Source organism: Burkholderia diffusa, from assembly GCF_902499115.1.
GTDB lineage: Bacteria > Pseudomonadota > Gammaproteobacteria > Burkholderiales > Burkholderiaceae > Burkholderia > Burkholderia diffusa.
The window spans coordinates 1-23,027 of sequence record NZ_CABVPN010000049.1 but is presented as its reverse complement, the minus strand read 5'-3'; the positions used below and the strand labels follow the sequence as shown (position 1 = coordinate 23,027).

Below are 23,027 nucleotides of genomic sequence, written 5' to 3'. Positions count from 1 at the left end.
TCCCGTGTGAAAGTAGGTAATCGTCAGGCTCCCTAAGCCAGAAACCCCCGCCCGAAAAGGCGGGGGTTTTTGCATTTGCGCGGCGAAAATACGCGAGATGGCAGATAGCCGTCTCCGTCTTGCAAGCTGCATGCTGTCTCGGACCGGCAGATCCTGCGGCAACCCACCCCAATAAACTTATCCGGATTGCAGTCGATTCCGTTGTCACGCTCGCGCCGGAACGAAATCTCGCGATTTGATACGATCGAAGTGTCGTCGACGGCTGCTTGCCTCGACGTTCATGTTCGAACCAGTGCTTGATGGAGAGAGGGCAGGGAATGAATATCGGCGACGCGTCGCGCGAATCCGGCGTCAGCGCAAAAATGATCCGGTACTACGAACAGGTCGGTCTTCTTGCACCGAGCAAGCGGAGCGACGCCGGATACCGGATCTACGGTTCGGACGAAGTCCACATCCTGCGCTTCATCCGTCAGGCACGGCGGCTCGGTTTTCTCGTCGAGGATATCCGCAAGTTGCTGATGCTCTGGCAGGACCGCGCCCGCGCCAGCGTCGAAGTGAAGTCGATTGCCCTCGAACACGTGGCCGAACTCGACAAACGCATCGCGGAATTGAGCGACATGCGCAATACGCTAGCCGATCTGGCCGCGCACTGCCATGGTGACGAACGACCTGAATGCCCGATCTTGGCGCGCCTGGCCGAACCGGCTGGTGAACCAGATTAGTGCATGCCCTCGAGGTCGAAAAGAGACCTCGATTCAATATTCATAAAAATCAGTGAGTTAAAGCGGATGCTTCACAATCCATTCCAAAATGGAATGGCGTCCATGCAAGCATTTCACTGGCATCTTGGTGCGGCATCGCTATAATTCGGGATAACCCTATACGGGAAATCCCTGAATCTCGATTCGCCAGGGGTCCCCCTTCCTTGGAGAAGATCATGATCGCCTACATCGTTGAAAAGCTGAGCAACTGGTTCGAATCCGCAGAACGTGAGCGCCGTGAGGCATACCTCGCCACGTCGTCGGACATCGTCCAGCTCGAGAGCCGCATCCGCTCGCTCGAAACCAACGGCTACTCGCTGTAATCGAGTTACCGCCAGGTGCCGTGTGGCACCGAACGAAAAGCAAGCCCCGTGTTGACGGGGCTTTGTTTTTTGTGCACTGGATCTGGCGAAATCGTCGGCGCGGCGCTATGGTATGGGCCTGTTTTTAACCGGAAGAGTACAACCATGCGCTTGCGTCTCGATGTGCGTCACGTTTCCCGCGCGCGTCTCGTTCTGGGGGCTGTTGTGCTCGCTCACGGCTTGGCGGCCGGTGCGGCGACGTCGTCCAAGCCGCTGATTCTCGATACGCAACATGGGATCCAGGATGGCAAGGGCGGCCTGGTGTTGCAAACGGCTCCGCTATCGTCAGAGCCAATCGTCGAGCCCGCAGGCATGCGAGCGCCGGCCGGGCAAGGATCGACTTCATCGATCCCGCTGTTTGTCGCGCCGTATATCAATGTGCCGGGCTGGGGCGCGTCGCCGGCCAATCAGCCGAGACCCACGCCAAGACCGCAGCCATAACGGCACGACGTCCGCTCAGTTCCCGCGGTGCTCGATCTGGCATCGGGCGCCGCTGTCCTGTCCCAGGCGTTCGACGAGATAGGGCAGCGCTTCGTTCATGCTCTGCGCGAGTGTGTACGGCGGATTCAGGATGAACATTCCGCTGCCGTAAAGGCCCAGGCCGCCTGTCGGCGGATTCGATACCGTCAGCGTCAGGTGCAGCCAGTTGTTCGGCTGCAGGCGCTTGAGTTGTTCCGGAAAACGCTGCGATTCCACCCGCGCAACCTGCGGATACCAGATCGCGTAACAGCCGGTCGCGAAACGCTTCAGGCATTCCGTTACGCAAGTCAGCGTGCGCGCGTAGTCCTTCTTGTCCTCATAGGACGGATCGATCAGCACGAGCGCGCGTCGCGGCGGCGGCGGCAGCAGCGCCTTGATGCCCTCGAAGCCGTCACCGGCGTAAATCATCGCGCGGCGCCCCGCATCGCGGAAGTTGTGACGCAGCACGTCGATTTCCGTCGTGTGCATTTCGAACAGACGCATCCGGTCCTGCTCGCGCATCGATCGCCATGCGAGATACGGGGAGCCCGGATAGTAGCGCAGCTCGCCGTCGTCGTTCAGCGCGCGCACCTCGTCGACGTAATCACCGAGCACCTCGGGCAGGTTCTTTTCGTTCCATAGCGCCCCAATCCCGGTGTCGAATTCCCCCGTCTTGGCGGCATAACCGTCGCGCAGCGAATACACGCCGGCGCCGGCGTGCGTGTCGATGTACCAGTACGATTTGTCTTTCTTGTTCAGGTGGCGCAGCAGCTGGACGACGACGGCGTGCTTGAGCACGTCCGCGTGGTTGCCTGCATGAAAACCGTGACGATAACTGAGCATGGCTGGCTGCCTGAAACGAAGGATGAATCGATGAAAACGGACGATCGCGTGTGGCCGCTGGGCCTCGCACCAATGCGGCCGCGTATTGTACGCGAGTGGGCGTGAGCCGCCTTACTCGAATGCGTCGCCGGCCGCCTCTTCGATACGTTGCTTGACCTCCGGCGTCAGCTTCTCGACAACGTCGAGCGCGCGCATGTTGTCGCCGATCTGCTCGACTCGCGAGGCGCCCGTAATGACAGAACTCACGCGCGGATTCGCAAGTATCCATGCGATCGCGAGTTGGGCGGTGCTGCAGTCGAGCTCGGCCGCGATCGCGCCGAGCCGTTCGACCACGTCGTTGCTGGCCGGATCCGTCAGCCGCGCACGGAGCCAGTCGTAGCCCGGCAATTGCGCGCGGCTACCCGGCGGTACGCCGTTCCGGTACTTGCCGGTGAGCAGCCCCGATGCCAGCGGGCTCCAGGTCGTCAGGCCGAGGCCGTAGTCGTCATAAAGCCGCGCGTATTCCTGCTCGACCCGGGTACGGTGGAACAGGTTGTACTGCGGCTGCTCGACGACGGGCTTGTGCAGATGGTGCCGCTCGGCAATTTCGTACGCGGCGCGGATCTCGTCGGCGCTCCATTCGGACGTGCCCCAGTAGAGCGCCTTGCCACGCACGATCATGTCGCTCATTGCCCAGACGGTCTCCTCGATCGGCGTGTTCGGATCGGGGCGATGGCAGTACACGAGGTCGACATAGTCGAGCTGCAGCCGGCGCAGCGAGTGGTCGATCGCGTTCAGCAGATATTTCCGGTTCAGCGTGTGATACTGGTTCGGCGCTTCCGCGAGTCCCCAGAAGAACTTGGTGGACACGAGGTAGCTAATGCGCGGCCAGCCGAGCGACTTGATCGCCTGGCCCATGATTTCCTCGGATTTGCCACCCGCATAGACTTCGGCGTTGTCGAAGAAATTGACGCCAGCATCGCGGGCCGCCGCGAGGCATTCGCGGGCAACCCGCTGATCGACCTGGTTGCCGTAGGTGACCCACGAGCCGAGCGAAAGCGCGCTGATCTGAAGGCCGGAGCGGCCTAGCCGTCGATAGTGCATGGGAGTCTCCCGCGACTCGAAACCGACCTTAAGCTTAGACGTTTTGCGCGCGAACGGCGGGGCCGATCGTGCACAATAGCGGCTGGCCCATCTGCAGGACCGCGCGACGAAAGCGGCTGCAGCGGGGCGCGCTTTTTCGATCCGATAACGGAAGGAGACGGACATGGCAGCAGATCTGACCGGCAAGACCGCAGTCGTCACGGGCGCCGCAAGCGGCATCGGCAAGGAAATCGCACTGGAGCTCGCGAAGGCGGGCGCAGCCGTCGCGATCGCCGACCTGAACCAGGACGGCGCAAATGCGGTCGCCGACGAGATCAACAAGGCAGGCGGCAAGGCGATCGGCGTCGCGATGGACGTGACCAGCGAGGAAGCGGTCAACAGCGGTATCGACAAGGTGGCCGAAACGTTCGGCTCGGTCGACATCCTCGTGTCGAACGCGGGCATCCAGATCGTCAACCCGATCGAAAACTATTCGTTCGCCGATTGGAAGAAGATGCAGGCGATCCACGTCGACGGCGCGTTCCTGACGACCAAGGCCGCGCTCAAGCACATGTACAAGGACGATCGCGGCGGCGTGGTGATCTACATGGGCTCGGTGCACTCGCACGAAGCGTCGCCGCTGAAGTCGGCGTACGTGACGGCCAAGCACGGGCTGCTCGGTCTCGCGCGCGTGCTGGCGAAGGAAGGCGCGAAGCACAACGTGCGCTCGCACGTCGTGTGTCCGGGCTTCGTGCGCACACCGCTGGTCGACAAGCAGATTCCGGAGCAGGCGAAGGAGCTCGGGATCAGCGAAGAGGAAGTGGTGAAGAAGGTGATGCTCGGCAACACGGTCGACGGCGTGTTCACGACGGTGCAGGACGTCGCGCAGACGGTGCTGTTCCTGTCGGCGTTCCCGAGCGCCGCGCTCACGGGCCAGTCGTTCGTCGTCAGCCACGGCTGGTTCATGCAGTAACGAGCTCCGGCACGGGCGGCCGCGCTGCGCGCCGCTTGTGCTGCAGGCAGCATTCGCCGGTAGTGGAACGGCAAGAAAAAAACGCGCTCCGGGGAGCGCGTTTGTTGTTTCGGCAGGGCGGGCTGCTGCCCGCTGACACCGGCTTACTTCAGGACCGCCGCGACCGCATTGGCGACCGCATCGAGGTTGCGCGTGTTCAGCGCCGCAACGCAGATCCGGCCGGTGCCGACTGCGTAGATGCCGAACTCTTCGCGCAGGCGATCGACTTGCGCCGAGGTCAGGCCCGAATACGAGAACATCCCGCGCTGCGCGTTGATGAAGCTGAAGTCGCGATCGACACCGCTCGCCTTCAGGCGTTCGACGAGGCCGTTGCGCATCGCGCGGATGCGATCGCGCATTTCGCCGAGTTCCTGCACCCACGAAGCGTGCAGTTCAGGCGACGCGAGCACGGCGGCGACGACGGCGCCGCCATGGGTCGGCGGGTTCGAGTAGTTCGTGCGGATCACGCGCTTCAGTTGCGACAGCACGCGCGTCGCTTCTTCCTTGCTCGACGTGATGATCGACAGCGCGCCGACGCGCTCGCCGTACAGCGAGAAGGACTTCGAGAACGACGACGACACGAACGCATTCAGGTCGGCAGCGGCAAAGAGACGCACCGCGGCGGCATCGGCCTCGATGTTCTCGCCGAAGCCCTGGTAGGCCATGTCGAGGAACGGCACGAGGTTGCGCGCCTTGACGACGTCGACGACCTGCTGCCATTGCGCTTCGGTCAGGTCGACGCCGGTCGGGTTGTGGCAGCACGCGTGCAGCACGACGATCGTGCCCGCCGCATAGCCGTTCAGCGCCGACAGCATGCCTTCGAAGTTCACGCCGTTGGTGGCGGCGTCGTAGTACGGGTATGCGACGACTTCGAAGCCGGCGGCTTCGAACAGTGCGCGGTGGTTTTCCCAGCTCGGATCGCTGATTGCGACCTTCGCGTTCGGGTTCACGGTGCGAAGGAAATCGGCACCGATCTTCAGTGCGCCCGTGCCGCCCAGTGCCTGCGCCGTGACCACACGGCCCGCAGCGATCAGCGGCGAATCGTTGCCGAGCAGCAGCTTCTGCACCGCTGCGTCGTACGCGGCAATCCCGTCGATCGGCAGGTAGCCGCGCGGCAGGCCGGCGTCGACACGCACCTTTTCCGCTTCGCGAACGGCGCGCAGCAGCGGAATCTTGCCTTCTTCGTTCGTGTACACACCGACGCCGAGGTTGACCTTGGTCGGGCGCGTATCGGCGTTGAAGGCTTCGTTCAGGCCCAGGATCGGGTCGCGGGGAGCAAGCTGGACAGCGGAGAAGAGCGACATGATGATTCGGCAGTAGTGAAAAGAGGGTCAGGCTTTCAGCCGGCGGGGCAGGCGCAGCGGACCGCGCGCCAACAGGCACGGCGCCGGAAAGCGCAGCAGCCTGACATTGTAGCGAATTCACGCTGCCGGAGGCGGCGATCGCGCGGCGAATTGCGATTTCGGGCGGTTGCCGCGCGTCAGGAGCCGTCAGCGGTTCGCAACGCCGCGAAGCGCTAGAATAGTTTTTTTGCCCTCGCTCCGGCCGCACTCCATGTCCGAACATCACGCCGAAGTCGGCGACGCGCTCGACGAATCGAAATTCGTGACCTTCGAAGGGTCGCCGTTCCAGTTGTACCAACCGTATCCGCCCGCAGGCGACCAGCCGACCGCGATCGAAACGCTCGTCGAAGGTGTCGGCGACGGCCTCGCATTCCAGACGCTGCTCGGCGTGACCGGTTCGGGCAAGACCTTCACGATGGCCAACACGATCGCGCGGCTCGGCCGCCCGGCAATCGTGTTCGCGCCGAACAAGACGCTCGCGGCGCAGCTCTACGCGGAATTTCGCGAGTTCTTCCCGCGCAACGCGGTCGAGTACTTCGTGTCGTACTACGACTATTACCAGCCGGAAGCGTACGTGCCGCAGCGCGACCTGTTCATCGAGAAGGATTCGTCGATCAACGAGCACATCGAGCAGATGCGGCTGTCGGCGACGAAGAGCCTGATGGAGCGCCGCGACGTGGTGATCGTCGCGACGGTGTCGGCGATCTACGGTATCGGCAACCCGTCCGAATACCACCAGATGATCCTGACGCTGCGCACCGGCGACAAGCTCGGGCAGCGCGACGTGATCGCGCGGCTGATCGCGATGCAGTACTCGCGCAACGAACAGGACTTCCAGCGCGGTACGTTCCGCGTGCGCGGCGACACGATCGACATCTTCCCGGCCGAGCACGCGGAATTGGCCGTGCGCGTCGAGCTGTTCGACGACGAGGTCGAGACGCTGCAGCTGTTCGACCCGCTGACCGGGCGCGTGCGGCAGAAGATCCCGCGCTTCACCGTGTATCCGTCGTCGCACTACGTGACGCCGCGCGACACCGTGATGCGGGCGGTCGAGACGATCAAGGACGAATTGCGCGAGCGCCTCGAGTTCTTCCACAGCAACGGCAAGCTCGTCGAGGCGCAGCGCCTCGAGCAGCGCACGCGCTTCGACCTCGAGATGCTGCAGGAGCTCGGCTTCTGCAAGGGCATCGAGAACTACTCGCGGCACTTCTCGGGCGCCGCGCCCGGCGAGCCGCCGCCGACGCTCGTCGACTACCTGCCGCCCGACGCGCTGATGCTGCTCGACGAATCGCACGTGCTGATCGGCCAGCTGAACGGCATGTACAACGGCGACCGCGCGCGCAAGGAAAACCTCGTCAACTATGGCTTCCGGCTGCCGTCGGCGCTGGACAACCGACCGCTCAAGTTCCCGGAGTTCGAACGCAAGATGCGCCAGGTGGTGTTCGTGTCGGCGACGCCGGCCGACTACGAGCAGCGCGTGACGGGGCAGGTCGCCGAGCAGGTGGTGCGGCCGACCGGGCTCGTCGACCCGGAAATCGAAGTGCGCCCGGCGAGTTCGCAGGTCGACGACGTGCTGACGGAGATCAATGCGCGCGTGAAGGCCGGCGAGCGCGTGTTGATCACCGTGCTGACGAAGCGAATGGCCGAGCAGCTCACCGAGTTCTTGGCCGACCACGGCGTCAAGGTGCGCTACCTGCATAGCGACATCGACACGGTGGAGCGGGTCGAGATCATCCGCGACCTGCGGCTCGGCACGTTCGACGTGCTGGTCGGGATCAACCTGCTGCGCGAGGGCCTCGACATTCCGGAAGTGTCGCTCGTCGCGATTCTCGATGCGGACAAGGAAGGCTTCCTGCGTGCCGAGCGCTCGCTGATCCAGACGATCGGCCGCGCGGCGCGCAACGTGAACGGCAAGGCGATCCTCTACGCCGACAGGATGACCGAATCGATGAAGCGCGCGATCGGCGAGACCGAGCGGCGCCGCGCGAAGCAGATCGCGCACAACGAGAAAATGGGCATTACGCCGCGCGGTGTCGTGAAGCGCATCAAGGACATCATCGACGGCGTGTACAACGCCGACGAGGCGCGCGCGGAGCTGAAGGAAGCGCAGCAGCGCGCGAAATTCGAGGACATGTCGGAGAAGCAGCTCGCGAAGGAAATCAAGCGTCTCGAGAAGCAGATGGCCGACTACGCGAAGAACCTCGAGTTCGAGAAGGCCGCCGCGACGCGCGACCAGCTTGCGCTGTTGCGCGAGCGCGTGTTCGGCGCGAACGTCGGCGACCACATCAACGGCGGCCGGTAAATCTTTCCAAGCGTCACCAAAATCTGTCAGTAACGGGTCTGTAAGCCTTGTCGGATCAGGGGTTTACACGGTGTCCCGTTTGTTCCGAAGCTGGTTCGGTGCTAAACTTCGCAAGTATTGAGAATAGTTCGCATTAACGTTCTTCATTGCGTTAGTGTTTTCAGCGTGCCGCCCCGGAGGCGGCGCGCATGTCGTCAAGATAGTCAGACAAATAACAAGGAGTGTCCATGTTGGGTTCTTCGTTCATCCGCACGTCGGTTGCGGTAGCGGCGGCGCTTGCCGCGATGTCGGCCTCGGCGGCCGAATATCCGATCGGCAAGCAGCAGATCCAGGGCGGCATGGAGATCGGCGCGGTGTACCTGCAGCCGATCACGATGGATCCGGAAGGGATGATGCGCAAGGCGTCGGATTCCGACATCCACCTCGAGGCGGACATCCACGCGGTCAAGAACAACCCGACGGGTTTCGCGGAAGGCGACTGGATGCCGTACCTGCAGGTCACGTACAAGCTGACGAAGCAGGGCGACACGAAGTGGAAGGCCGAAGGCGACCTGATGGGCATGGTCGCGAGCGACGGACCGCACTATGGCGACAACGTGAAGCTCGCCGGCCCGGGCAAGTATCACCTGACGATGACCGTCAAGCCGCCGATGCAGTCGGGTCACATGGCGTTCGGCCGTCACGTCGACAAGGAAACGGGCGTGGGCGCATGGTTCAAGCCCATCACCCTCGAATATGACTTCCCGTTCGCCGGCATCGGCAAGAAGGGCGGGTACTGATCGGTGGCATCACGGACGGCGTGCTTCGGCGCGCCGTCGGCGCAGAGAACCCAGAATGAAATTTCCCCAGAAAATCGTTGCCGCAGCCGCCGCGCTGTGGCTCGCCGGCGCGGCGCATGCCGCCGATCTGCCGACGTTCAAGCTCGAGATGACGGACGGCAAGCTGAATCCCGCCCGTATCGAAGTGCCGGCCGGCCAGCGCTTCAAGATCGAGATCAGGAATACCGGCAAGGGCGCCGCCGAATTCGAGAGCGTGCAGTTGCGCAAGGAGAAGGTGCTTGCGCCGGGCGCGGATTCGTTCGTGGTCGTCGCCCCGCTGTCGCCGGGCGAATACAAGTTTTTCGACGATTTCCACCAGCAGGCACAGGGCGTGATCGTCGCGAAGTAATGCGTTTTATCTGAGTGCGGGCGTACGAGTGTCTTGCGCCGCGCGTCAGGAGGATTCAATGGGTCAGATCTTGTTCATCGTCTGGCGGGAGAGCGTCGAAGCGCTGCTCGTCGTCGGCATCCTCTATGCATGGCTGAAGAACGGCGACGATGACGCGCGCCGCGGCCTGCCGTTTCTGTGGACGGGCGTGGCAGTCGGCCTGCTGATGGCGGTCGGTCTCGGCGCCGCGCTCGTCGGCTTTACCGAAGTGCTGTCCGGCGACGCGCAGGACTATTTCCAGACCGCGATGGTGCTCATCGCGTGCGTGCTGATCGTGCAGATGGTGCTGTGGATGCGCCGGCACGGCCGCACGCTGAAGCGTGACATGGAGCAGTCGCTGCAGCAGAGCACGCGCGATTCGAACTGGTGGGGCGTCGCCGTGCTGGTCGCGCTCGCGATCGCTCGCGAAGGCAGCGAGACGGTGATCTTCCTGTACGGCCTCGGTTTCGGTCAGTCGGGGCACGTGGACGGCAGCCAGATGCTCGCGGTCGTGATCGGCCTGGGCCTCGCGTTCCTCACGTTCTATCTGCTGCAGCTTGGCGGCAAGTACTTCTCGTGGCGCCATTTCTTCCGCGTCACCGAAGTGATGCTGCTGTTCCTCGGTGCGGGCCTGTTCCAGACCGGCGTCGACAAGCTGATCGACAAGGAAATCCTGCCGCTCGGCATTTCGCAGGTGTGGGATACGTCGTCGATTCTCGACGACTCCGGCACGTTCGGTTCGCTCGTCGCGACGCTGACGGGCTACCGGGCGCACCCGGCGCTGACCAACCTGATCGCCTATGCGGTGTACTGGGCGGTGGTCTGGCTGCTGATGAAGCGCGCGAGCCGTCGTCCGGTCGTCCCTGCGGGTCGCGCGGCATGAGTGTTGTTGCCGCAGTCAAGCCGGGCTGGCTCGCGCAGGCCGGTCAGTGGATGCAGCGCCACGGCGCGGTGATCCGCGGCATCCAGTGGGTCGTCGTCGCCGTCTACGCATTCCTGATCATCGTGCCCGCAGTATTGCCGCTGCCCGACGATTCCGCGCATCTGTGGAGCAATCTCACGCTGATCGCGCAGTTCGTGTTCTGGGGCATCTGGTGGCCGTTCGTGCTGCTGTCGATGGTGATGCTCGGCCGCGTCTGGTGCGGCGTGCTGTGCCCGGAAGGCGCGCTGACCGAATATGCGAGCAAGTTCGGCCGCGGCGGCGCGATTCCGCGCTGGATGCGGTGGGGCGGTTGGCCGTTCGTCGCATTCGGGCTCACGACGATCTACGGGCAGATGGTGAGCGTGTACCAGTATCCGCTCGCGGTGCTGTTCGTGCTCGGCGGCTCGACCGTCGGCGCGATCGTGATTGGCGTGCTGTACGGTCGCGAGAAGCGCGTGTGGTGCAAGTACCTGTGCCCGGTCAACGGTGTGTTCGGGCTGCTCGCGCGGCTCGCGCCGATGCGCTACAAGGTCGATGAGGATGCCTGGCGTCGCTCGTACAAGAACGGCGAGCACGGGCATCGCGTGATTCCGATCAATTGCGCGCCGCTCGTGCCGTTGCGCAACATGAAGGGCGCGGCCTCGTGCCATATGTGCGGCCGATGCAGTGGGCACCGCGATGCAATCGCGCTGTCGTGGCGCTCGCCGTCCGACGAGGTCGTGAACCTTGGCGCGCAGCAGGCGAATCCGTGGGACACGGCGCTGATCCTGTACGGCCTGCTCGGCGTCGCGATCGGTGCGTTTCACTGGACCGTCAGCCCGTGGTTCGTGCAGATCAAGCAATGGCTCGCGGGCTGGCTCATTGATCGCGACATCACGTGGCCACTCGAGACGAATGCGCCGTGGTTCCTGCTCACGCACTATCCGGATCGAAACGATGTGTTCTCGTGGCTCGACGGCGGGCTGGTCGTCAGCTACATCGTCGGCACGGGGCTCGTGTATGGCACCGCGCTGCTCGTGCTGCTGGCCGGTGCGACGCTGATGCTCGGCCGTTTCGACCGCGTGCGTCTTCATCATCTCGCGCAGGCGTTGATCCCGATCGCGGGAGCCGGTGTGTTCCTCGGGCTGTCGGCGACGACGCTGTCGCTGCTGCGGGCCGAGCACGTGCCGCTCGGCTGGGCGACCGACGTTCGCATCGCGATTCTGGTCGGCGCCAACGCATGGAGCGCCTGGCTCGCATGGAAGGTGACGGGGCGCTATGCGGCCTGGTCGCGTCGACTGGCGGCATTCGCGTGGTTCGCGGCAGGCCTGGCCGTGGTCGACAGCGCATGGTGGTTGATGTTCTGGGGCTTCTGACGCGGTCTTGACGGCCGTGTGGCCGGGCTCCGGAGCAGCAGGCGAGCGTATTTCGCCGTCGGACTCCGGAACGCGCTGAAGCTGAAGTGCCGACAGCCGCGATGCCTTTCTCTTTGCATCCGGACGCACCGACAAAAAAGCGACACGTCGAAGGACGTGTCGCTTTTTTTCTTCCTTGTGCGAGAACCAAAAAAAGTGGCTTGGCTTGCTGCAACGGCTGCTTGAGTGTGTTTGCACGAAGGGGTCTAGATCTCGCGTGCAAGCCGTTACGCTGGCTACTGCCCAACACCTCTCAGGGAGGTGGTCCCCACAATACTCTGTCGTTACTTCGTCAGGATCAGCTTGCCGAGCCGCGTGGCACGCAACTGATACGTCTCTCCGTTGTGCGCGATGCTGATGTGGCTGCGGCCTTGCAGCAGCGCATCGCTGTTGAGGGTCCGGGTGCCGGTATCGTGACTACCGGCAGGTTTCGCCGGCGTCGTGACCGCTGCCGTCTTTTGACGGTTGGCGCTTGCGGTGCCGGTCGTGCGGCGCAACGTCAGCGTGGTCGGGCGCGTGGTGTCGGTCATTCGGTTGATCGGTGACTGTCGATACGATGGAATGAATTCTAAATGATAACTATTCCCATTTACAAAACTCTTTATCGATCGATATGACGAATTCGATAGCTTGAATCAAAGGGCGGCTCGCAGGCCGCCGCCGACGTCAGTGGAGCGGGTCAGGGTCCTTGCGTCCCTGTGCGTATTCGCGGATCAGGCGCACCGTGTCGATGTCCGACGTGCGATACGCTTCCTTGACGATGCCGTGCGTCTGGCGCGCTTCCTCGCTGTCGTCCGTGACGGTCAGCGTCGTGTGGTATTCGAAGCGCAGGAACAACTCGTGGTCGTCGCGTTCCTCGATCGTCATCGTCAACGAGCCGCCGATTTCGCCGCCGGCCGCATGGATGTCGTAGCGCACTTGCTGGTTCGGGGTGAACGTCACGCGGTCGCGCACGGTCGCATGGCCGTAGTGCAGCTCGCGTTCGAGCGTGGTATCCGTCCGTTCAAGGACGACACAGCTGTCGAGGCCGATCACGAACAGCTGCGGCTGTTCGGCGCGCAGCACGAGGCCTTCCCAGAGCTGGTCGCGGGTAAGGGACGGCACGGCCGGATCGTCGGAGTTGATCTGGATCAGGTGTTCGAAGTTCAAGGGGACGGGTTCCTTCTGGTGGCGGGCGGCCACATGGATCAAAAAAACATTGTGACGCAAAACGCGCAGCTTCGCGGCACCTGTGGCCCCGATCGGACGTCATGCCTCGATGGAGCCCATGCGGCCGGTCTGGTAGTCGATGACGGCCTGCCGGATCTCTTCCTCGGTATTCATCACGAACGGGCCATAGCGGACGATCGGCTCGTTGAGCGGCACGCCGCCGATCAGCAGCAGGTCGAGCGGCATATCGCCGGCCTCGAACGTCACCGCGTCGCCATCGTCACCGTAGACGATCATCTGTCGTGCGTCGATTTGCTGCCTGTCGGGCCCGTAGCGGCCGGCGCCCTCGAGCGGGTAGGCGAACACGCGATAACCTGCCGGCACCGGCTGCGTGACCGTTGCACCCGGTTGCAGCGTGAAATGCTGGTAGAGGATCGGCGTGCGCGTCTCGATCGCCGCACGCACGCCGAAGGCTTCGCCGGCGATCACGCGGACCTGCGTGCGGCCGTCGGGCGACGTCGCGGTCGGGATGCGGCCGGCCGGGATCTCCTGGTAGCGCGGTGCGATCAGCTTGTCGCGTCGCGGCAGGTTGACCCACAGCTGAAAGCCGTGCGAGCGTCCGCCGGCCTGCGCGAACTCGGGATCCGGCATTTCGCTGTGCACGACGCCCGCGCCGGCCGTCATCCACTGCACGTCACCAGGCCCGAGCGTGCCCGCATGGCCGGCCGAGTCGCGATGACGAAAACGCCCGTCGAGCACGTAGGTGACCGTCTCGAAGCCGCGATGCGGATGGTCGGGCGCGCCCTTGGCTTCGCCAGGGGCATAGTCGACGGGGCCCATTTCGTCGAGCAGCAGGAACGGATCGAAATCCATCAGCAGCCGGGTCGGGAACGGGCGGTGAACCACGAAGCCGCCGCCTTCGGTCGTGCGAAGCGCGGGGTACGTGCGGTCAAGCGAGCGAGCGGTCGTCATGCAGAAGCCCTCGATATCATCGGAATAGCGTCATTTTTGAAACATAGCGCTATTATATTGGGCGTTTTACGGTCCGATTTGCGGCGGTTCGCAATGGATTGTTCTGAAATTGGAACGATGACATGAACATCGATGCACACAACCTGAACGACCTCATGTACTTTTCGCAGGTCGTCGAACACGGCGGTTTCTCGGCTGCGGAACGCGTGCTGGGTATCTCGAAATCGCGCCTGTCGCGGCGCCTGACCGAACTCGAGGCGGCGCTCGGCGTGCGCCTGCTGCAGCGCTCGACACGCAAGCTCGCGCTGACCGAGGCGGGGGAGCTGTTCTACCAGCATTGCCAGGCGATGCTCGCCGAAGCCCAGGCCGCGATGAACGCCGTGCAGCAGTTGCGCGCGTCGCCGCGCGGCTCGGTGCGCGTGAGTGTCCCCGTGACGTTGTCGCAGACGATGCTGTCGCGCATCCTCCCCGAATTTCTGCACCGCTATCCCGAGGTGAAGGTGCACATCCGTGTGACGAATCGCGTGATCGACCTGTTCGAGGATTCGATCGACGTTGCGTTGCGCGTGCGCTCGGAGCCGCCGCAGAACGCGAACATCGTCGTGCGGCCGCTGTGGCGGACCGAGCAGATGCTGGTCGGCGCGCCGAGCCTGCTGAACCAGAATGCGCCGCCGCTCGTGCCGGACGATCTGGCGCGCTTCGAGACGCTGGATACGCCGAGCGTCGACGGGCGGCACGTGTTCAGCCTGATCGCGCCGGACGGCACGCGTCACTTGCACGAGCACGACCCGCGGCTCGTGACGGCCGACCTGATGACGATCCGCGAGGCCGTGCTCGACGGTCTCGGCATCGCGGCGCTGCCCGAGATGATGTACGGCAATGCGTTGCGTGCGGGGCAGTTGTCGCCGGTGATGCCGGGCTGGACGCTGCCGGTGCCGCAACTCTATGCAGTGTTCGTGTCGCGGCAGGGCATGCCGCCCGCCGTGCGGGCGTTCGTCGACTATCTGGTCGAGAAGCTCGACCATGGCGAATACAAGCAGCCGGGGTGCCCCGAGCGCGCGAAACAGGATGCGGCGGCGGCCGATGCTTCGGCCACCTGAATGCAAGATGCGCGTCGTGGCAAATTTGTTTTGTCATTGAAGCGCCGCCGGCAATCGCAAGTTTCAATCGCCGGGACCTTGAATGCATACGCGGGCAGGCCTATATTGAAATCCCATTTCGCGAAGGAAGTTCTGAGCGGAATCAGGTGGCCGCATATATTGCGAGCCAGATAGGGCAGAACGCGCAGTCCGTGCAGACCACGGTAGCCGCATTTGCGTTGCTCGAGGCGCAACCGATACCGCCGAAGAGCCCGCCGCCCGAAGGCGCCCGCGTGCGCATGAAAAAAGGCCTTCATCTGGCGATGAAGGCCTTTTACTTTGTGGGCGGCCGGCGAGGTCCTGCCACCCAGGCCACCGTCGCGTAGCGAATGCGCGTGCGTTACTTCGCCTTCGCAGTCGGCTCCGTCACGAAGCCGAGCTTCGTCAGGCCGCCGGCCTGCGCATCGGACATCACTTCGGCCACACGCTCATACGCAACCTTGCGGTCGGCGCGCAGGTGCAACTCCGGTTGCGGCTGATGCTGTGCCGCTTCCGCGATGTGCGCCTGCAACTGCTCGCGCGTGACCGTCTGGTCGTTCCACAGGATCGTGCCATTGCCCTGGATCGCGACGTCGACGGTCTGCGGCTTTTCGTCGACGGGCTGGCTGCTCGCGTGCGGCAGGTCGATCTTCACCGCGTGCTGCATCGCCGGAATCGTCACGAGGAAAATGATCAGGAGTACGAGCATGACGTCGACGAGCGGCGTCATGTTGATCTCGCTCATCACGCCATCGTCGTCGTCATCGCTGAAGCCGGTGTTCATTGCCATGGTTCACCTCGTCTCAGCTGGCGCGCGAAGCAAGGCGCAGGCCGTCGCGGGGCGACGACGACGCGAGGCGCGCACCCGTCACGAAGTATGCGTGCAGGCCGTGCGCGAAGCGGCGCAGCTTGCTGACGACGCCCTTGTTCGCACGGGTCAGTGCGTTGTAGCCGAGCACTGCGGGAATCGCGACGAACAGGCCGAAGGCCGTCATGATCAGCGACTCGCCCACCGGGCCCGCGACCTGGTCGATCGACGTCTGGCCGGTTGCACCGATTGCGAGCAGTGCGTGGTAGATGCCCCAGACCGTGCCGAACAGGCCGACGAACGGCGCCGTGCTGCCGATCGACGCGAGAATCGCGAGACCGGCCTGCATGCGCGAAATGCCCTCGTCCATCGTGTCCTTCAGGCAGCGCGTGACCCAGTCCGACACGTCCATGCGGTCGTGCAGATGCGGTTGCGTCTGATGGTGGTGATCGGCGGCTTCCTTGCCCGACAGCGCGAGCGCGAGGAACGGGTTGTCGCTCGGCGTCGATGCGGCGAGGCCGAGCTTCTTGATGCCGTCGTTGAAATCGTCCGAATGCCAGAATGCCTGCTCGGCATTCTTCGTGAGACGGTTCAGGCGAACCACGTTCCAGCCCTTGACGATGATCACGATCCACGACAGGACCGACATCACGAGCAGCGTGATCGCGATGGCGCGCGTGACGAAATCACCTTGCGCCCAGACGTGCGCGATACCGTAGCTTTGCATTTTTGTTTCCTTTGAATCTTTCGAATGAGGCGGGTTAATCGTCGAGCGTGAAGTTGAAGGGCAGCGTATGGGCGGCGCGGATCGCTTGCCCGTTCTCGAGGTACGGCGGGCAGGTGCTGGCGCGTGTCGCATCCAGCGCAGCCTCGTCGAGGCGCGGGTAGCCGCTGCTCTTTTGCAACTCGACACTTTCGATCTTGCCCGTCAAGCCGATGACGAAGTGAACATAGGCCGTGCCCGTTTCGCCGCGGCGACGCGACATCGACGGATAGGTGGGCTTCACGAAACTGCACTTGAGCGCCGATACGTTCTTCGGCGCGCTGACTTGCATCGTCTCACGGGCCGGACCGGGCGTGACCGCCGGCGCAGCGGGGGCGGCGGGTGCGGTGGGCGCGGGTGTCGGATCGGCTGCCGGGGCGGGTGTCGGAGACGGTGATTGTGCGACCGGCTGGGGCGTCGGCTTGACGGCTTTCTGTACCGGTTTCGGTTCGACCTTCGGCTTGACGCGCGGCGTGGGCTTCGGTGGCGCGGGTTGCGCAACCGATTCGACCGCGACCGGCTGAGCGGCCGGTGCAGACGGGATGAGCTGCGCCGTGATCGACTGGACTTCGACCGTCTTCGGCGGCGGCGCGTTGCGATGGAGCCACGCGGCCGTCAGCATGATCGCATGTGCGGCAAGCACACCGACCGCGACGGTGATGACCCGGGGATTCATACGTGGGGCAGCCGGCAAGACGCCGGCAGGAGCGGATTGCGAAGCCTGCATGTTAGCTTGAAAGAACGACGTCGCACCCGGGGCGCGGCGGGTGAATCGGTATTACTTGCGGAAGATCAGCAGCGAGATGCACACAGTGGTCACAAATCCGATCAGCAATTCCATGACAGGCTCCTTGGCAGGTAAGCCGCTGGCTCGCGCGAAAGATGGCTTGCTGACGGAAGGACATCAAATGCGGCTTCAGCCGCACGGGTACGCTCGGCGCCGCTCAGGCGGCCTTGCGGTCGTAGAACGTGACCGGGATCGGATGAGCATGATGCTCGACACCGCACCGGCTCGCGCAGACGCCTTGCTCGGCCATGAGGTCGCGTACGGACTCCTCGCACTTGCCGCAGCACGTGGCCACGCCGAGCTCGAACTGGAGTTCATCGAAAGAGTTCACGCCCTCGGCGAGGGACGCGCGAATCTTGCGATCGGAAACAGACTTGCACACGCAGACGATCATGATGAGTTGCGATAGCTAACGGTAATGCGAATTATTATCATTAAATTTGCGGACGTTGACAAGCCTGGGTTCGGCTTTTTTTAAGGTCATCGGACCCTTGAAACGGGAGGCGGAGCGGGAGAGGGCGAACCGGCGGCGTGCCGGCCCGCGTCAGACGGTCGCGCAGGCGCGCGCGTTCGGCGAGGAAATGGTGACGGATTCGACCGGCACGTCGAGGCCGAGCAGCGACGATGCGAGTGCGCGCAGTTGCAGGCCGTCGCTCGTCGAGCAGAAGCGTGGCGGCGCGGCACGCGTGCCGGCCGGCGCGCGCAGGCCGCGTTCGTCGAGCACCCGCGTGAGCTGCCGGGCGATGGCATCGCTCGTATCGACGATCGTCAGCCGGTCGCCGACAAGATCACGGATCGTTTCCGTGAAGAACGGGTAGTGCGTGCAGCCGAGCACCAGCGTATCGGCGCCGTCGTCGAGCATCGGCTGCAGGTAACGCTCGAGCAACGCGCGCAACGCGGCCGAGTTCGTGTCGCCGCGTTCGATCGCTTCGACGAGCCCGTGGCCGGGCTGGCAGATGAAGCGCCGGCCGGCGCCGTAGCGGTCGAGCAGCGCCTGGAAGCGCGGGCTGTTCAGCGTCGATTGCGTGGCGAGCACGCCCGCGACACCGGTCGCGGACAGCGCGGCGGCTGGCTTGATGCCTGGCTCGACACCCACGAGCGGTATCGACAGGCGCTCGCGGATGGCTGCGATCGCTCGCGCCGTCGCGGTGTTGCACGCGATCACGAGCGCTTTCGCGCCTTCGCGGGCTAGCCACTCGCCGATGGCAAGCGTGCGCTCCGTAATGAATGCCTCGTCGCGCGGACCATACGGTGCGTGGTGCGAATCGGCGACATAGACGAACCACTCGCCGGGCAGGTGCGCGCGCGCGGCACGCAGCACCGACAGGCCGCCGAGCCCCGAATCGAAGATGCCGACAGGGGCGGCGGGGCGGACCCCGGAAGCGGCGGGTTGGTTCGTCGTCGTCATGCGGAAGGCGAGGTGGCGATCGTGGCGGGTGTGGCGATTACTCGGGCGAACCCATCATCGTCTGCTGGTAGTTCTGCAGGCCGACCTTGCCGATCAGGTCGATCTGCGTTTCCAGCCAGTCGATGTGCTCTTCGGTGTCGTCGAGGATCTTTTCGAAGATCTCGCGCGACACGTAGTCACGCACCGATTCACAGTAAGCGATCGCTTCCTTGCACGTGGACTGCGAGATCTGCTCGAGCTTCAGGTCGCACTTCAGGATCTCTTCGGTTTCCTCGCCGACCAGCAGCTTGTGCAGGTCCTGCAGGTTCGGCAGGCCGTCAAGCATGAACACACGCTCGATCAGCCAGTCGGCATGCTTCATTTCGCCGATCGATTCGTCGTATTCGTGCTTGCCGAGCTTCTCGAGGCCCCAGTGCTTGTACATGCGCGCATGCAGGAAGTACTGGTTGATCGCCGTGAGTTCGTTCTTCAGTTGGGCGTTCAGGTATTCAATGACTTTCTTGTCGCCTTGCATGGCTGTTCCTTGTTCAGTGGGGCTTCAGAAACCGAACGATAATCGCTCGAACGAGAAAAGCCAAGCCTCGAAGCCTTGTCGGGCCTGCCTTTTGCGGGTAATGAGAATCGGCCCGGGATAACGGGCCGCGCGCAATAACGAGAATGAGAAGTAAAAAGGCCGGACATCCGTCCGGCCTTTCGTGCGAGCGCGCTTAAGCGGTTGCGACCGGGATCTTGCCGATCTTCGCCTGCCACTCCTTCGGGCCGGTCTGGTGCACCGACGTGCCCGATGAATCGACGGCGACCGTCACCGGCATGTCCTGCACGTCGAACTCGTAGATCGCTTCCATGCCGAGGTCTTCGAATGCGAGCACCTTCGCGCCGCGGATCGCCTTCGACACGAGGTAAGCCGCACCGCCGACCGCCATCAGGTACGCCGCCTTGTGCTTCTTGATCGCGTCGATCGCGACCGGGCCGCGCTCGGCCTTGCCGATCATCGAGATCAGACCCGTCTGGGCGAGCATCGTCTCGGTGAACTTGTCCATCCGCGTGGCCGTCGTCGGGCCTGCCGGGCCGACCACTTCGTCACGCACCGGATCGACCGGGCCGACGTAGTAGATCACGCGGTTCGTGAAGTCGACCGGCAGCTTCTCGCCCTTCGCGAGCATGTCGGCGATGCGCTTGTGCGCGGCGTCGCGGCCCGTGAGCATCTTGCCCGACAGCAGCAGCGTCTGGCCCGGCGTCCAGCTCGCGACTTCTTCCGGGGTCAGCGTGTTCAGGTCGACGCGCTTGCTGGTTTCCGTGTTGGGTTCCCACTGGACCTTCGGCCAGGCGTCGAGCGACGGCGCCTCGAGCTTCGCGGGGCCCGAGCCGTCGAGCACGAAGTGCGCGTGGCGCGTGGCCGCGCAGTTCGGGATCAGTGCGACCGGCTTCGACGCCGCGTGCGTCGGCGCGGCCATGATCTTCACGTCGAGCACGGTCGCGAGGCCGCCGAGGCCCTGCGCGCCGATGCCGAGCGCGTTGACCTTCTCGTGCAGTTCGACGCGCAGTTCCTCGACCCAGTCCTTCGGGCCGCGCGCGATGATTTCCTGGATGTCGATCGGCTCCATCAGCGATTCCTTCGCCATCAGCATCGCCTTTTCGGCAGTGCCGCCGATGCCGATCCCGAGCATGCCCGGCGGGCACCAGCCCGCGCCCATCGTCGGGACCGTTTTCAGTACCCAGTCGACGATCGAGTCGGACGGGTTCAGCATCACGAACTTCGACTTGTTCTCCGAGCCGCCGCCCTTTGCCGCGACCTGCACGTCGACCTTGTCGCCCGGCACGATCTCGTAGTGGATCACGGCCGGCGTGTTGTCCTTCGTGTTCTTGCGGGCGCCTTCCGGCGGATTGACGATCGATGCGCGCAGCACGTTGTCCGGGTGCGTGTAACCGCGGCGCACGCCTTCGTTGATCATGTCGGTGAGACCCATCGTCGCGCCGTCCCAGCGCACGTCCATGCCGACCTTCACGAAGATCGTGACGATGCCGGTGTCCTGGCAGATCGGGCGACGGCCTTCCGCGCACATGCGGCTGTTCGTGAGGATCTGCGCGATCGCGTCCTTCGCGGCCGGGCTCTCTTCCAGCTCATACGCGCGGCCGAGGGCCTGGATGTAGTCGAGCGGATGGTAGTAGCTGATGTACTGCAGCGAATCCGCGATGCTCTGGATCAGGTCTTCCTGTTTGATGACGGTCATGGCTGAGACTCTGTGAGGACTGAGGGGAATACGTTTATGCGCTGGCGGCGGCTTCGACCGATTTGCGGGGCTCGTTCGCTGCAGGCGCGTGCGCGTCGCGGGCGTGCGGCTCGTGGAAATGGGCCGGGTGCGTGTGGGTCGTCAGGCGGTCGACCCACGCCATCACGAGCGCCGACACGAGGAACGACACGTGGATGATCACCTGCCACATGATCGCGTGCGTCGTGTGCTGGTCGGGGTTGATGAAGGTCTTCAGCAGGTGGATCGACGAAATGCTGATCAGCGCCATCGACAGCTTGACCTTCAGCACGCCCGCGTTCACATGGTCGAGCCACTCGGGCTCGTCGGGGTGGCCCTCGATGCCGAGGCGCGACACGAACGTCTCGTAGCCGCCGACGATCACCATGATCAGCAGATTCGAGATCATCACGACGTCGATCAGGCCGAGCACCGCGAGCATCACGCTGATCTCGTCAAGGCTCGTCGCATGCGACAGCAGGTGCCAGACTTCCTTCAGGAACAGGAACACATAGACGGCCTGCGCGACGATCAGGCCCAGATAAAGCGGAACCTGGAGCCAGCGGCTCATGAAGATCAGCGCGGGCAGCGGGCGCAGGGGACGACGGATGGAGCCGGGCGAATGCGGGGCAGACATGGTGAAGGGTCGGGCGCTGGACGCAGGTATCGGGGGTAATCTTGAAAAGGCGCGCTATTGTAACGCGTCGGCCGGTGCGACTGCAGCGTCGCGCCGGGGCTGCAGGGGACGGATCAGGACGCGGCGGCCGGCACGCGCTTCACGCGCAGGCTCGCGAGCACGATCCCGCTGACGACGCACGCGAGCGCGATGCCGTGCGCGAGCGTCGGACGTTCGCCGAGGAACGCGATGCCGTATGCGGCGGCCGCGACCGGCAGCACCGCGCTGAATACGCCGGCGAGGCTGCCCGGCACGTGCCGGATCCCTTTCATCCACAGCCAGAACGAGAAGATGCTGGCCGACAGCCCGTACCAGACCACGAGCGCCCACGTACCGGCCGGCACGCTCGCGTAATCGAAATGCCACAAGGCCGTTGCGCCGAGCGGCAGCATCAGGCACAGGCCGAACAGGTGCGTATACGCGCAGATGTCGATCGGCGCGAGCGTCTGCGTGAGCCGGCGCGACAGGATCACGTAGATCGATTCGCAGCACACGGCGCCAAGGATCAGAAGGTTGCCGGTCAGCGAGCCGGCCGAGGCGCCCCCGGCGCCGTGCGCGGACGCGCTGCCTGCGCTGCCGTTGGCGAGGTTGATCGTCACGACGCCGGCGATCGCGAGCGCGATCGACACGAGCGCACGGCCGTTCGGTTTTTCACGCAGGATCAGCCACGCGAACAGCGCGACGATGGCCGGGATGGTGCTCGTGATCACGCCGGCCGCGACCGCGCTCGTGCGTTGCACGCCGTTGAGCATCAGCAGCGTAAACATGAAGGTGCCGAAGAATGCCTGCAGGAACAGGTTCAGCCATTCCGCGCGCCGGACCGCACGCATCTTCACCGGACTGAACAGTGGCCACAGCACGGCGATCGCGATCACGAAGCGCAGCGTGGCGAGGATGGCGACCGGGACGAAGACGACGATGGATTTGCCGATACCGACGTTGCTGCCGACAAACAGCATCGACAGGATGAGGAAGAGGGCGTAGCGATTCAAGCTGGAATCCGGGAGGCGAGTTCAGTTAGGATTGTAGGGTCGCGGTCGTAACAGCGTAAAGCAGACTGCAAGGCGCCGCCGCGCGGCGTGCGAAACGGCGATGTCGCGTAAGTGACGGGTAAGTTCGAGCGCTTATCGTGGATAGGGCCGGGCCGTACGTCCATCGTCTTGTGACGTGGTGCGGCGCAGCATCGCGCGCAGCCTTCGGGGGCGCGCGGGTGAGTGGGAGACAGCGGCGCGCAAGCGCCGGCCAAGACGCGGCGCGCACGATCGCGCCGCCATGCAGAGGATTCATGTTCACCAAGGGGTAGTCGATGTCTGCGATTGAATCGGTTCTTCACGAAACCCGTCAGTTTGCGCCGCCCGAGGCGCTCGAGAAGGCGGCGACCATTTCCGGCATGCCGGCCTACCAGGCGCTTGCCGCCGAGGCCGAGCAGGATTACGAGGGCTTCTGGGCGCG

At 64.1% G+C, this 23,027-nt stretch carries 25 protein-coding genes and 1 pseudogene; 11 read left to right on the top strand and 15 right to left on the bottom strand.

Going from position 1 to position 23,027, the window contains the following annotated elements; genetic code table 11:
* Nucleotides 1-317: 317 nt before the first annotated feature.
* From cueR to BTE28158_RS31470, 3 genes are all read left to right on the top strand, one after another.
* Nucleotides 318-722 (top strand): Cu(I)-responsive transcriptional regulator, encoded by a 405-nt coding sequence (cueR, locus tag BTE28158_RS31480; protein ID WP_059603025.1) that lies wholly within the window; start codon nt 318-320, stop codon nt 720-722.
* A gap of 215 nt (nt 723-937) precedes the next feature.
* Entirely contained in the window at nt 938-1,084 is a 147-nt protein-coding gene (locus BTE28158_RS31475) for a DUF3563 family protein (protein WP_006478295.1), read from the top strand.
* A gap of 144 nt (nt 1,085-1,228) precedes the next feature.
* Nucleotides 1,229-1,564 carry a hypothetical protein gene (locus tag BTE28158_RS31470; RefSeq protein ID WP_151052477.1) on the top strand — a complete coding sequence of 112 codons (336 nt, stop codon included), beginning with the start codon at nt 1,229-1,231 and terminating at the stop codon, nt 1,562-1,564.
* A gap of 15 nt (nt 1,565-1,579) precedes the next feature.
* Here BTE28158_RS31470 and BTE28158_RS31465 read toward each other — a convergent pair whose 3' ends face one another.
* A complete protein-coding gene (locus tag BTE28158_RS31465) occupies nt 1,580-2,425 on the bottom strand; it encodes a 23S rRNA (adenine(2030)-N(6))-methyltransferase RlmJ (protein ID WP_059603028.1) in 846 nt (281 codons plus the stop codon).
* A 111-nt stretch (nt 2,426-2,536) separates the two neighbouring features.
* The gene (locus BTE28158_RS31460) at nt 2,537-3,508 is read right to left on the bottom strand and encodes a potassium channel beta subunit family protein (protein ID WP_151052475.1); all 972 of its coding nucleotides are present in this window, start codon (nt 3,506-3,508) and stop codon (nt 2,537-2,539) included.
* A gap of 163 nt (nt 3,509-3,671) precedes the next feature.
* On the opposite strand from BTE28158_RS31460, the gene BTE28158_RS31455 reads away from it, so the two are divergent.
* Nucleotides 3,672-4,460, top strand: coding sequence for a 3-hydroxybutyrate dehydrogenase (locus BTE28158_RS31455; RefSeq protein ID WP_108064695.1), 789 nt, complete (start codon nt 3,672-3,674; stop codon nt 4,458-4,460).
* Between the two features lie 143 nt (nt 4,461-4,603).
* On the opposite strand, the gene BTE28158_RS31450 is transcribed toward BTE28158_RS31455, so the two are convergent.
* Nucleotides 4,604-5,803: an amino acid aminotransferase gene (locus BTE28158_RS31450; RefSeq protein WP_151050757.1), complete on the bottom strand. Its 1,200-nt coding sequence runs from the start codon at nt 5,801-5,803 to the stop codon at nt 4,604-4,606.
* 250 nt (nt 5,804-6,053) lie between these two features.
* On the opposite strand from BTE28158_RS31450, the gene uvrB reads away from it, so the two are divergent.
* The 5 genes from uvrB to BTE28158_RS31425 all read left to right on the top strand — a co-directional run bounded on the left by uvrB (nt 6,054) and on the right by BTE28158_RS31425 (nt 11,606).
* Nucleotides 6,054-8,144 carry an excinuclease ABC subunit UvrB gene (gene uvrB, locus BTE28158_RS31445; protein ID WP_059605554.1) on the top strand — a complete coding sequence of 697 codons (2,091 nt, stop codon included), beginning with the start codon at nt 6,054-6,056 and terminating at the stop codon, nt 8,142-8,144.
* Nucleotides 8,145-8,371: 227 nt separating this feature from the next.
* Entirely contained in the window at nt 8,372-8,923 is a 552-nt protein-coding gene (locus BTE28158_RS31440) for an iron transporter (RefSeq protein WP_057929472.1), read from the top strand.
* 55 nt (nt 8,924-8,978) lie between these two features.
* Entirely contained in the window at nt 8,979-9,311 is a 333-nt protein-coding gene (locus tag BTE28158_RS31435; protein WP_006760846.1) for a cupredoxin domain-containing protein, read from the top strand.
* A gap of 58 nt (nt 9,312-9,369) precedes the next feature.
* Nucleotides 9,370-10,212, top strand: coding sequence for an FTR1 family iron permease (locus BTE28158_RS31430; RefSeq protein WP_059605551.1), 843 nt, complete (start codon nt 9,370-9,372; stop codon nt 10,210-10,212).
* Nucleotides 10,209-11,606 carry a 4Fe-4S binding protein gene (locus BTE28158_RS31425; protein ID WP_151050755.1) on the top strand — a complete coding sequence of 466 codons (1,398 nt, stop codon included), beginning with the start codon at nt 10,209-10,211 and terminating at the stop codon, nt 11,604-11,606. Before BTE28158_RS31430 ends, BTE28158_RS31425 begins: the two co-directional genes overlap by 4 nt.
* 323 nt (nt 11,607-11,929) lie before the next feature.
* Here BTE28158_RS31425 and hemP read toward each other — a convergent pair whose 3' ends face one another.
* The 3 genes from hemP to BTE28158_RS31410 all read right to left on the bottom strand — a co-directional run bounded on the left by hemP (nt 11,930) and on the right by BTE28158_RS31410 (nt 13,766).
* Nucleotides 11,930-12,175 (bottom strand): hemin uptake protein HemP, encoded by a 246-nt coding sequence (gene hemP, locus BTE28158_RS31420; RefSeq protein WP_151050751.1) that lies wholly within the window; start codon nt 12,173-12,175, stop codon nt 11,930-11,932.
* A 136-nt stretch (nt 12,176-12,311) separates the two neighbouring features.
* Nucleotides 12,312-12,794 carry an SRPBCC family protein gene (locus tag BTE28158_RS31415; RefSeq protein WP_059605541.1) on the bottom strand — a complete coding sequence of 161 codons (483 nt, stop codon included), beginning with the start codon at nt 12,792-12,794 and terminating at the stop codon, nt 12,312-12,314.
* A gap of 99 nt (nt 12,795-12,893) precedes the next feature.
* Complete coding sequence (locus tag BTE28158_RS31410; protein WP_124629793.1) at nt 12,894-13,766, bottom strand: pirin family protein; 873 nt, start codon at nt 13,764-13,766, stop codon at nt 12,894-12,896.
* A 122-nt stretch (nt 13,767-13,888) separates the two neighbouring features.
* Here BTE28158_RS31410 and BTE28158_RS31405 point away from each other — a divergent pair, with 122 nt between their 5' ends.
* On the top strand, nt 13,889-14,866 hold the full coding sequence (locus BTE28158_RS31405; protein ID WP_059605534.1) for a LysR family transcriptional regulator: 978 nt from the start codon (nt 13,889-13,891) through the stop codon (nt 14,864-14,866).
* A gap of 379 nt (nt 14,867-15,245) precedes the next feature.
* Here BTE28158_RS31405 and BTE28158_RS31400 read toward each other — a convergent pair whose 3' ends face one another.
* The 9 genes from BTE28158_RS31400 to BTE28158_RS31360 form a co-directional block, all read right to left on the bottom strand.
* Nucleotides 15,246-15,674 carry an ExbD/TolR family protein gene (locus tag BTE28158_RS31400; protein WP_006754473.1) on the bottom strand — a complete coding sequence of 143 codons (429 nt, stop codon included), beginning with the start codon at nt 15,672-15,674 and terminating at the stop codon, nt 15,246-15,248.
* A gap of 13 nt (nt 15,675-15,687) precedes the next feature.
* Nucleotides 15,688-16,419 (bottom strand): MotA/TolQ/ExbB proton channel family protein, encoded by a 732-nt coding sequence (locus BTE28158_RS31395; protein WP_059600977.1) that lies wholly within the window; start codon nt 16,417-16,419, stop codon nt 15,688-15,690.
* A gap of 34 nt (nt 16,420-16,453) precedes the next feature.
* Nucleotides 16,454-17,182 (bottom strand): energy transducer TonB, encoded by a 729-nt coding sequence (locus BTE28158_RS31390; protein WP_151050749.1) that lies wholly within the window; start codon nt 17,180-17,182, stop codon nt 16,454-16,456.
* 217 nt (nt 17,183-17,399) lie between these two features.
* Nucleotides 17,400-17,636: a (2Fe-2S)-binding protein gene (locus BTE28158_RS31385; protein WP_006482749.1), complete on the bottom strand. Its 237-nt coding sequence runs from the start codon at nt 17,634-17,636 to the stop codon at nt 17,400-17,402.
* Between the two features lie 150 nt (nt 17,637-17,786).
* Complete coding sequence (gene murI / locus BTE28158_RS31380) at nt 17,787-18,650, bottom strand: glutamate racemase (protein ID WP_151050747.1); 864 nt, start codon at nt 18,648-18,650, stop codon at nt 17,787-17,789.
* A gap of 37 nt (nt 18,651-18,687) precedes the next feature.
* Entirely contained in the window at nt 18,688-19,164 is a 477-nt protein-coding gene (gene bfr / locus BTE28158_RS31375) for a bacterioferritin (protein ID WP_011352652.1), read from the bottom strand.
* A 193-nt stretch (nt 19,165-19,357) separates the two neighbouring features.
* A complete protein-coding gene (locus BTE28158_RS31370) occupies nt 19,358-20,881 on the bottom strand; it encodes a fumarate hydratase (protein ID WP_059600985.1) in 1,524 nt (507 codons plus the stop codon).
* A gap of 34 nt (nt 20,882-20,915) precedes the next feature.
* Nucleotides 20,916-21,536 (bottom strand): TIGR00645 family protein, encoded by a 621-nt coding sequence (locus BTE28158_RS31365; protein ID WP_151050745.1) that lies wholly within the window; start codon nt 21,534-21,536, stop codon nt 20,916-20,918.
* Nucleotides 21,537-21,649: 113 nt separating this feature from the next.
* The gene (locus BTE28158_RS31360; protein ID WP_059600989.1) at nt 21,650-22,567 is read right to left on the bottom strand and encodes a DMT family transporter; all 918 of its coding nucleotides are present in this window, start codon (nt 22,565-22,567) and stop codon (nt 21,650-21,652) included.
* A 314-nt stretch (nt 22,568-22,881) separates the two neighbouring features.
* Between BTE28158_RS31360 and BTE28158_RS31355 the strand changes: the two are divergent.
* A pseudogene (locus BTE28158_RS31355) lies at nt 22,882-23,027 on the top strand (AMP-binding protein); the annotation flags it as partial.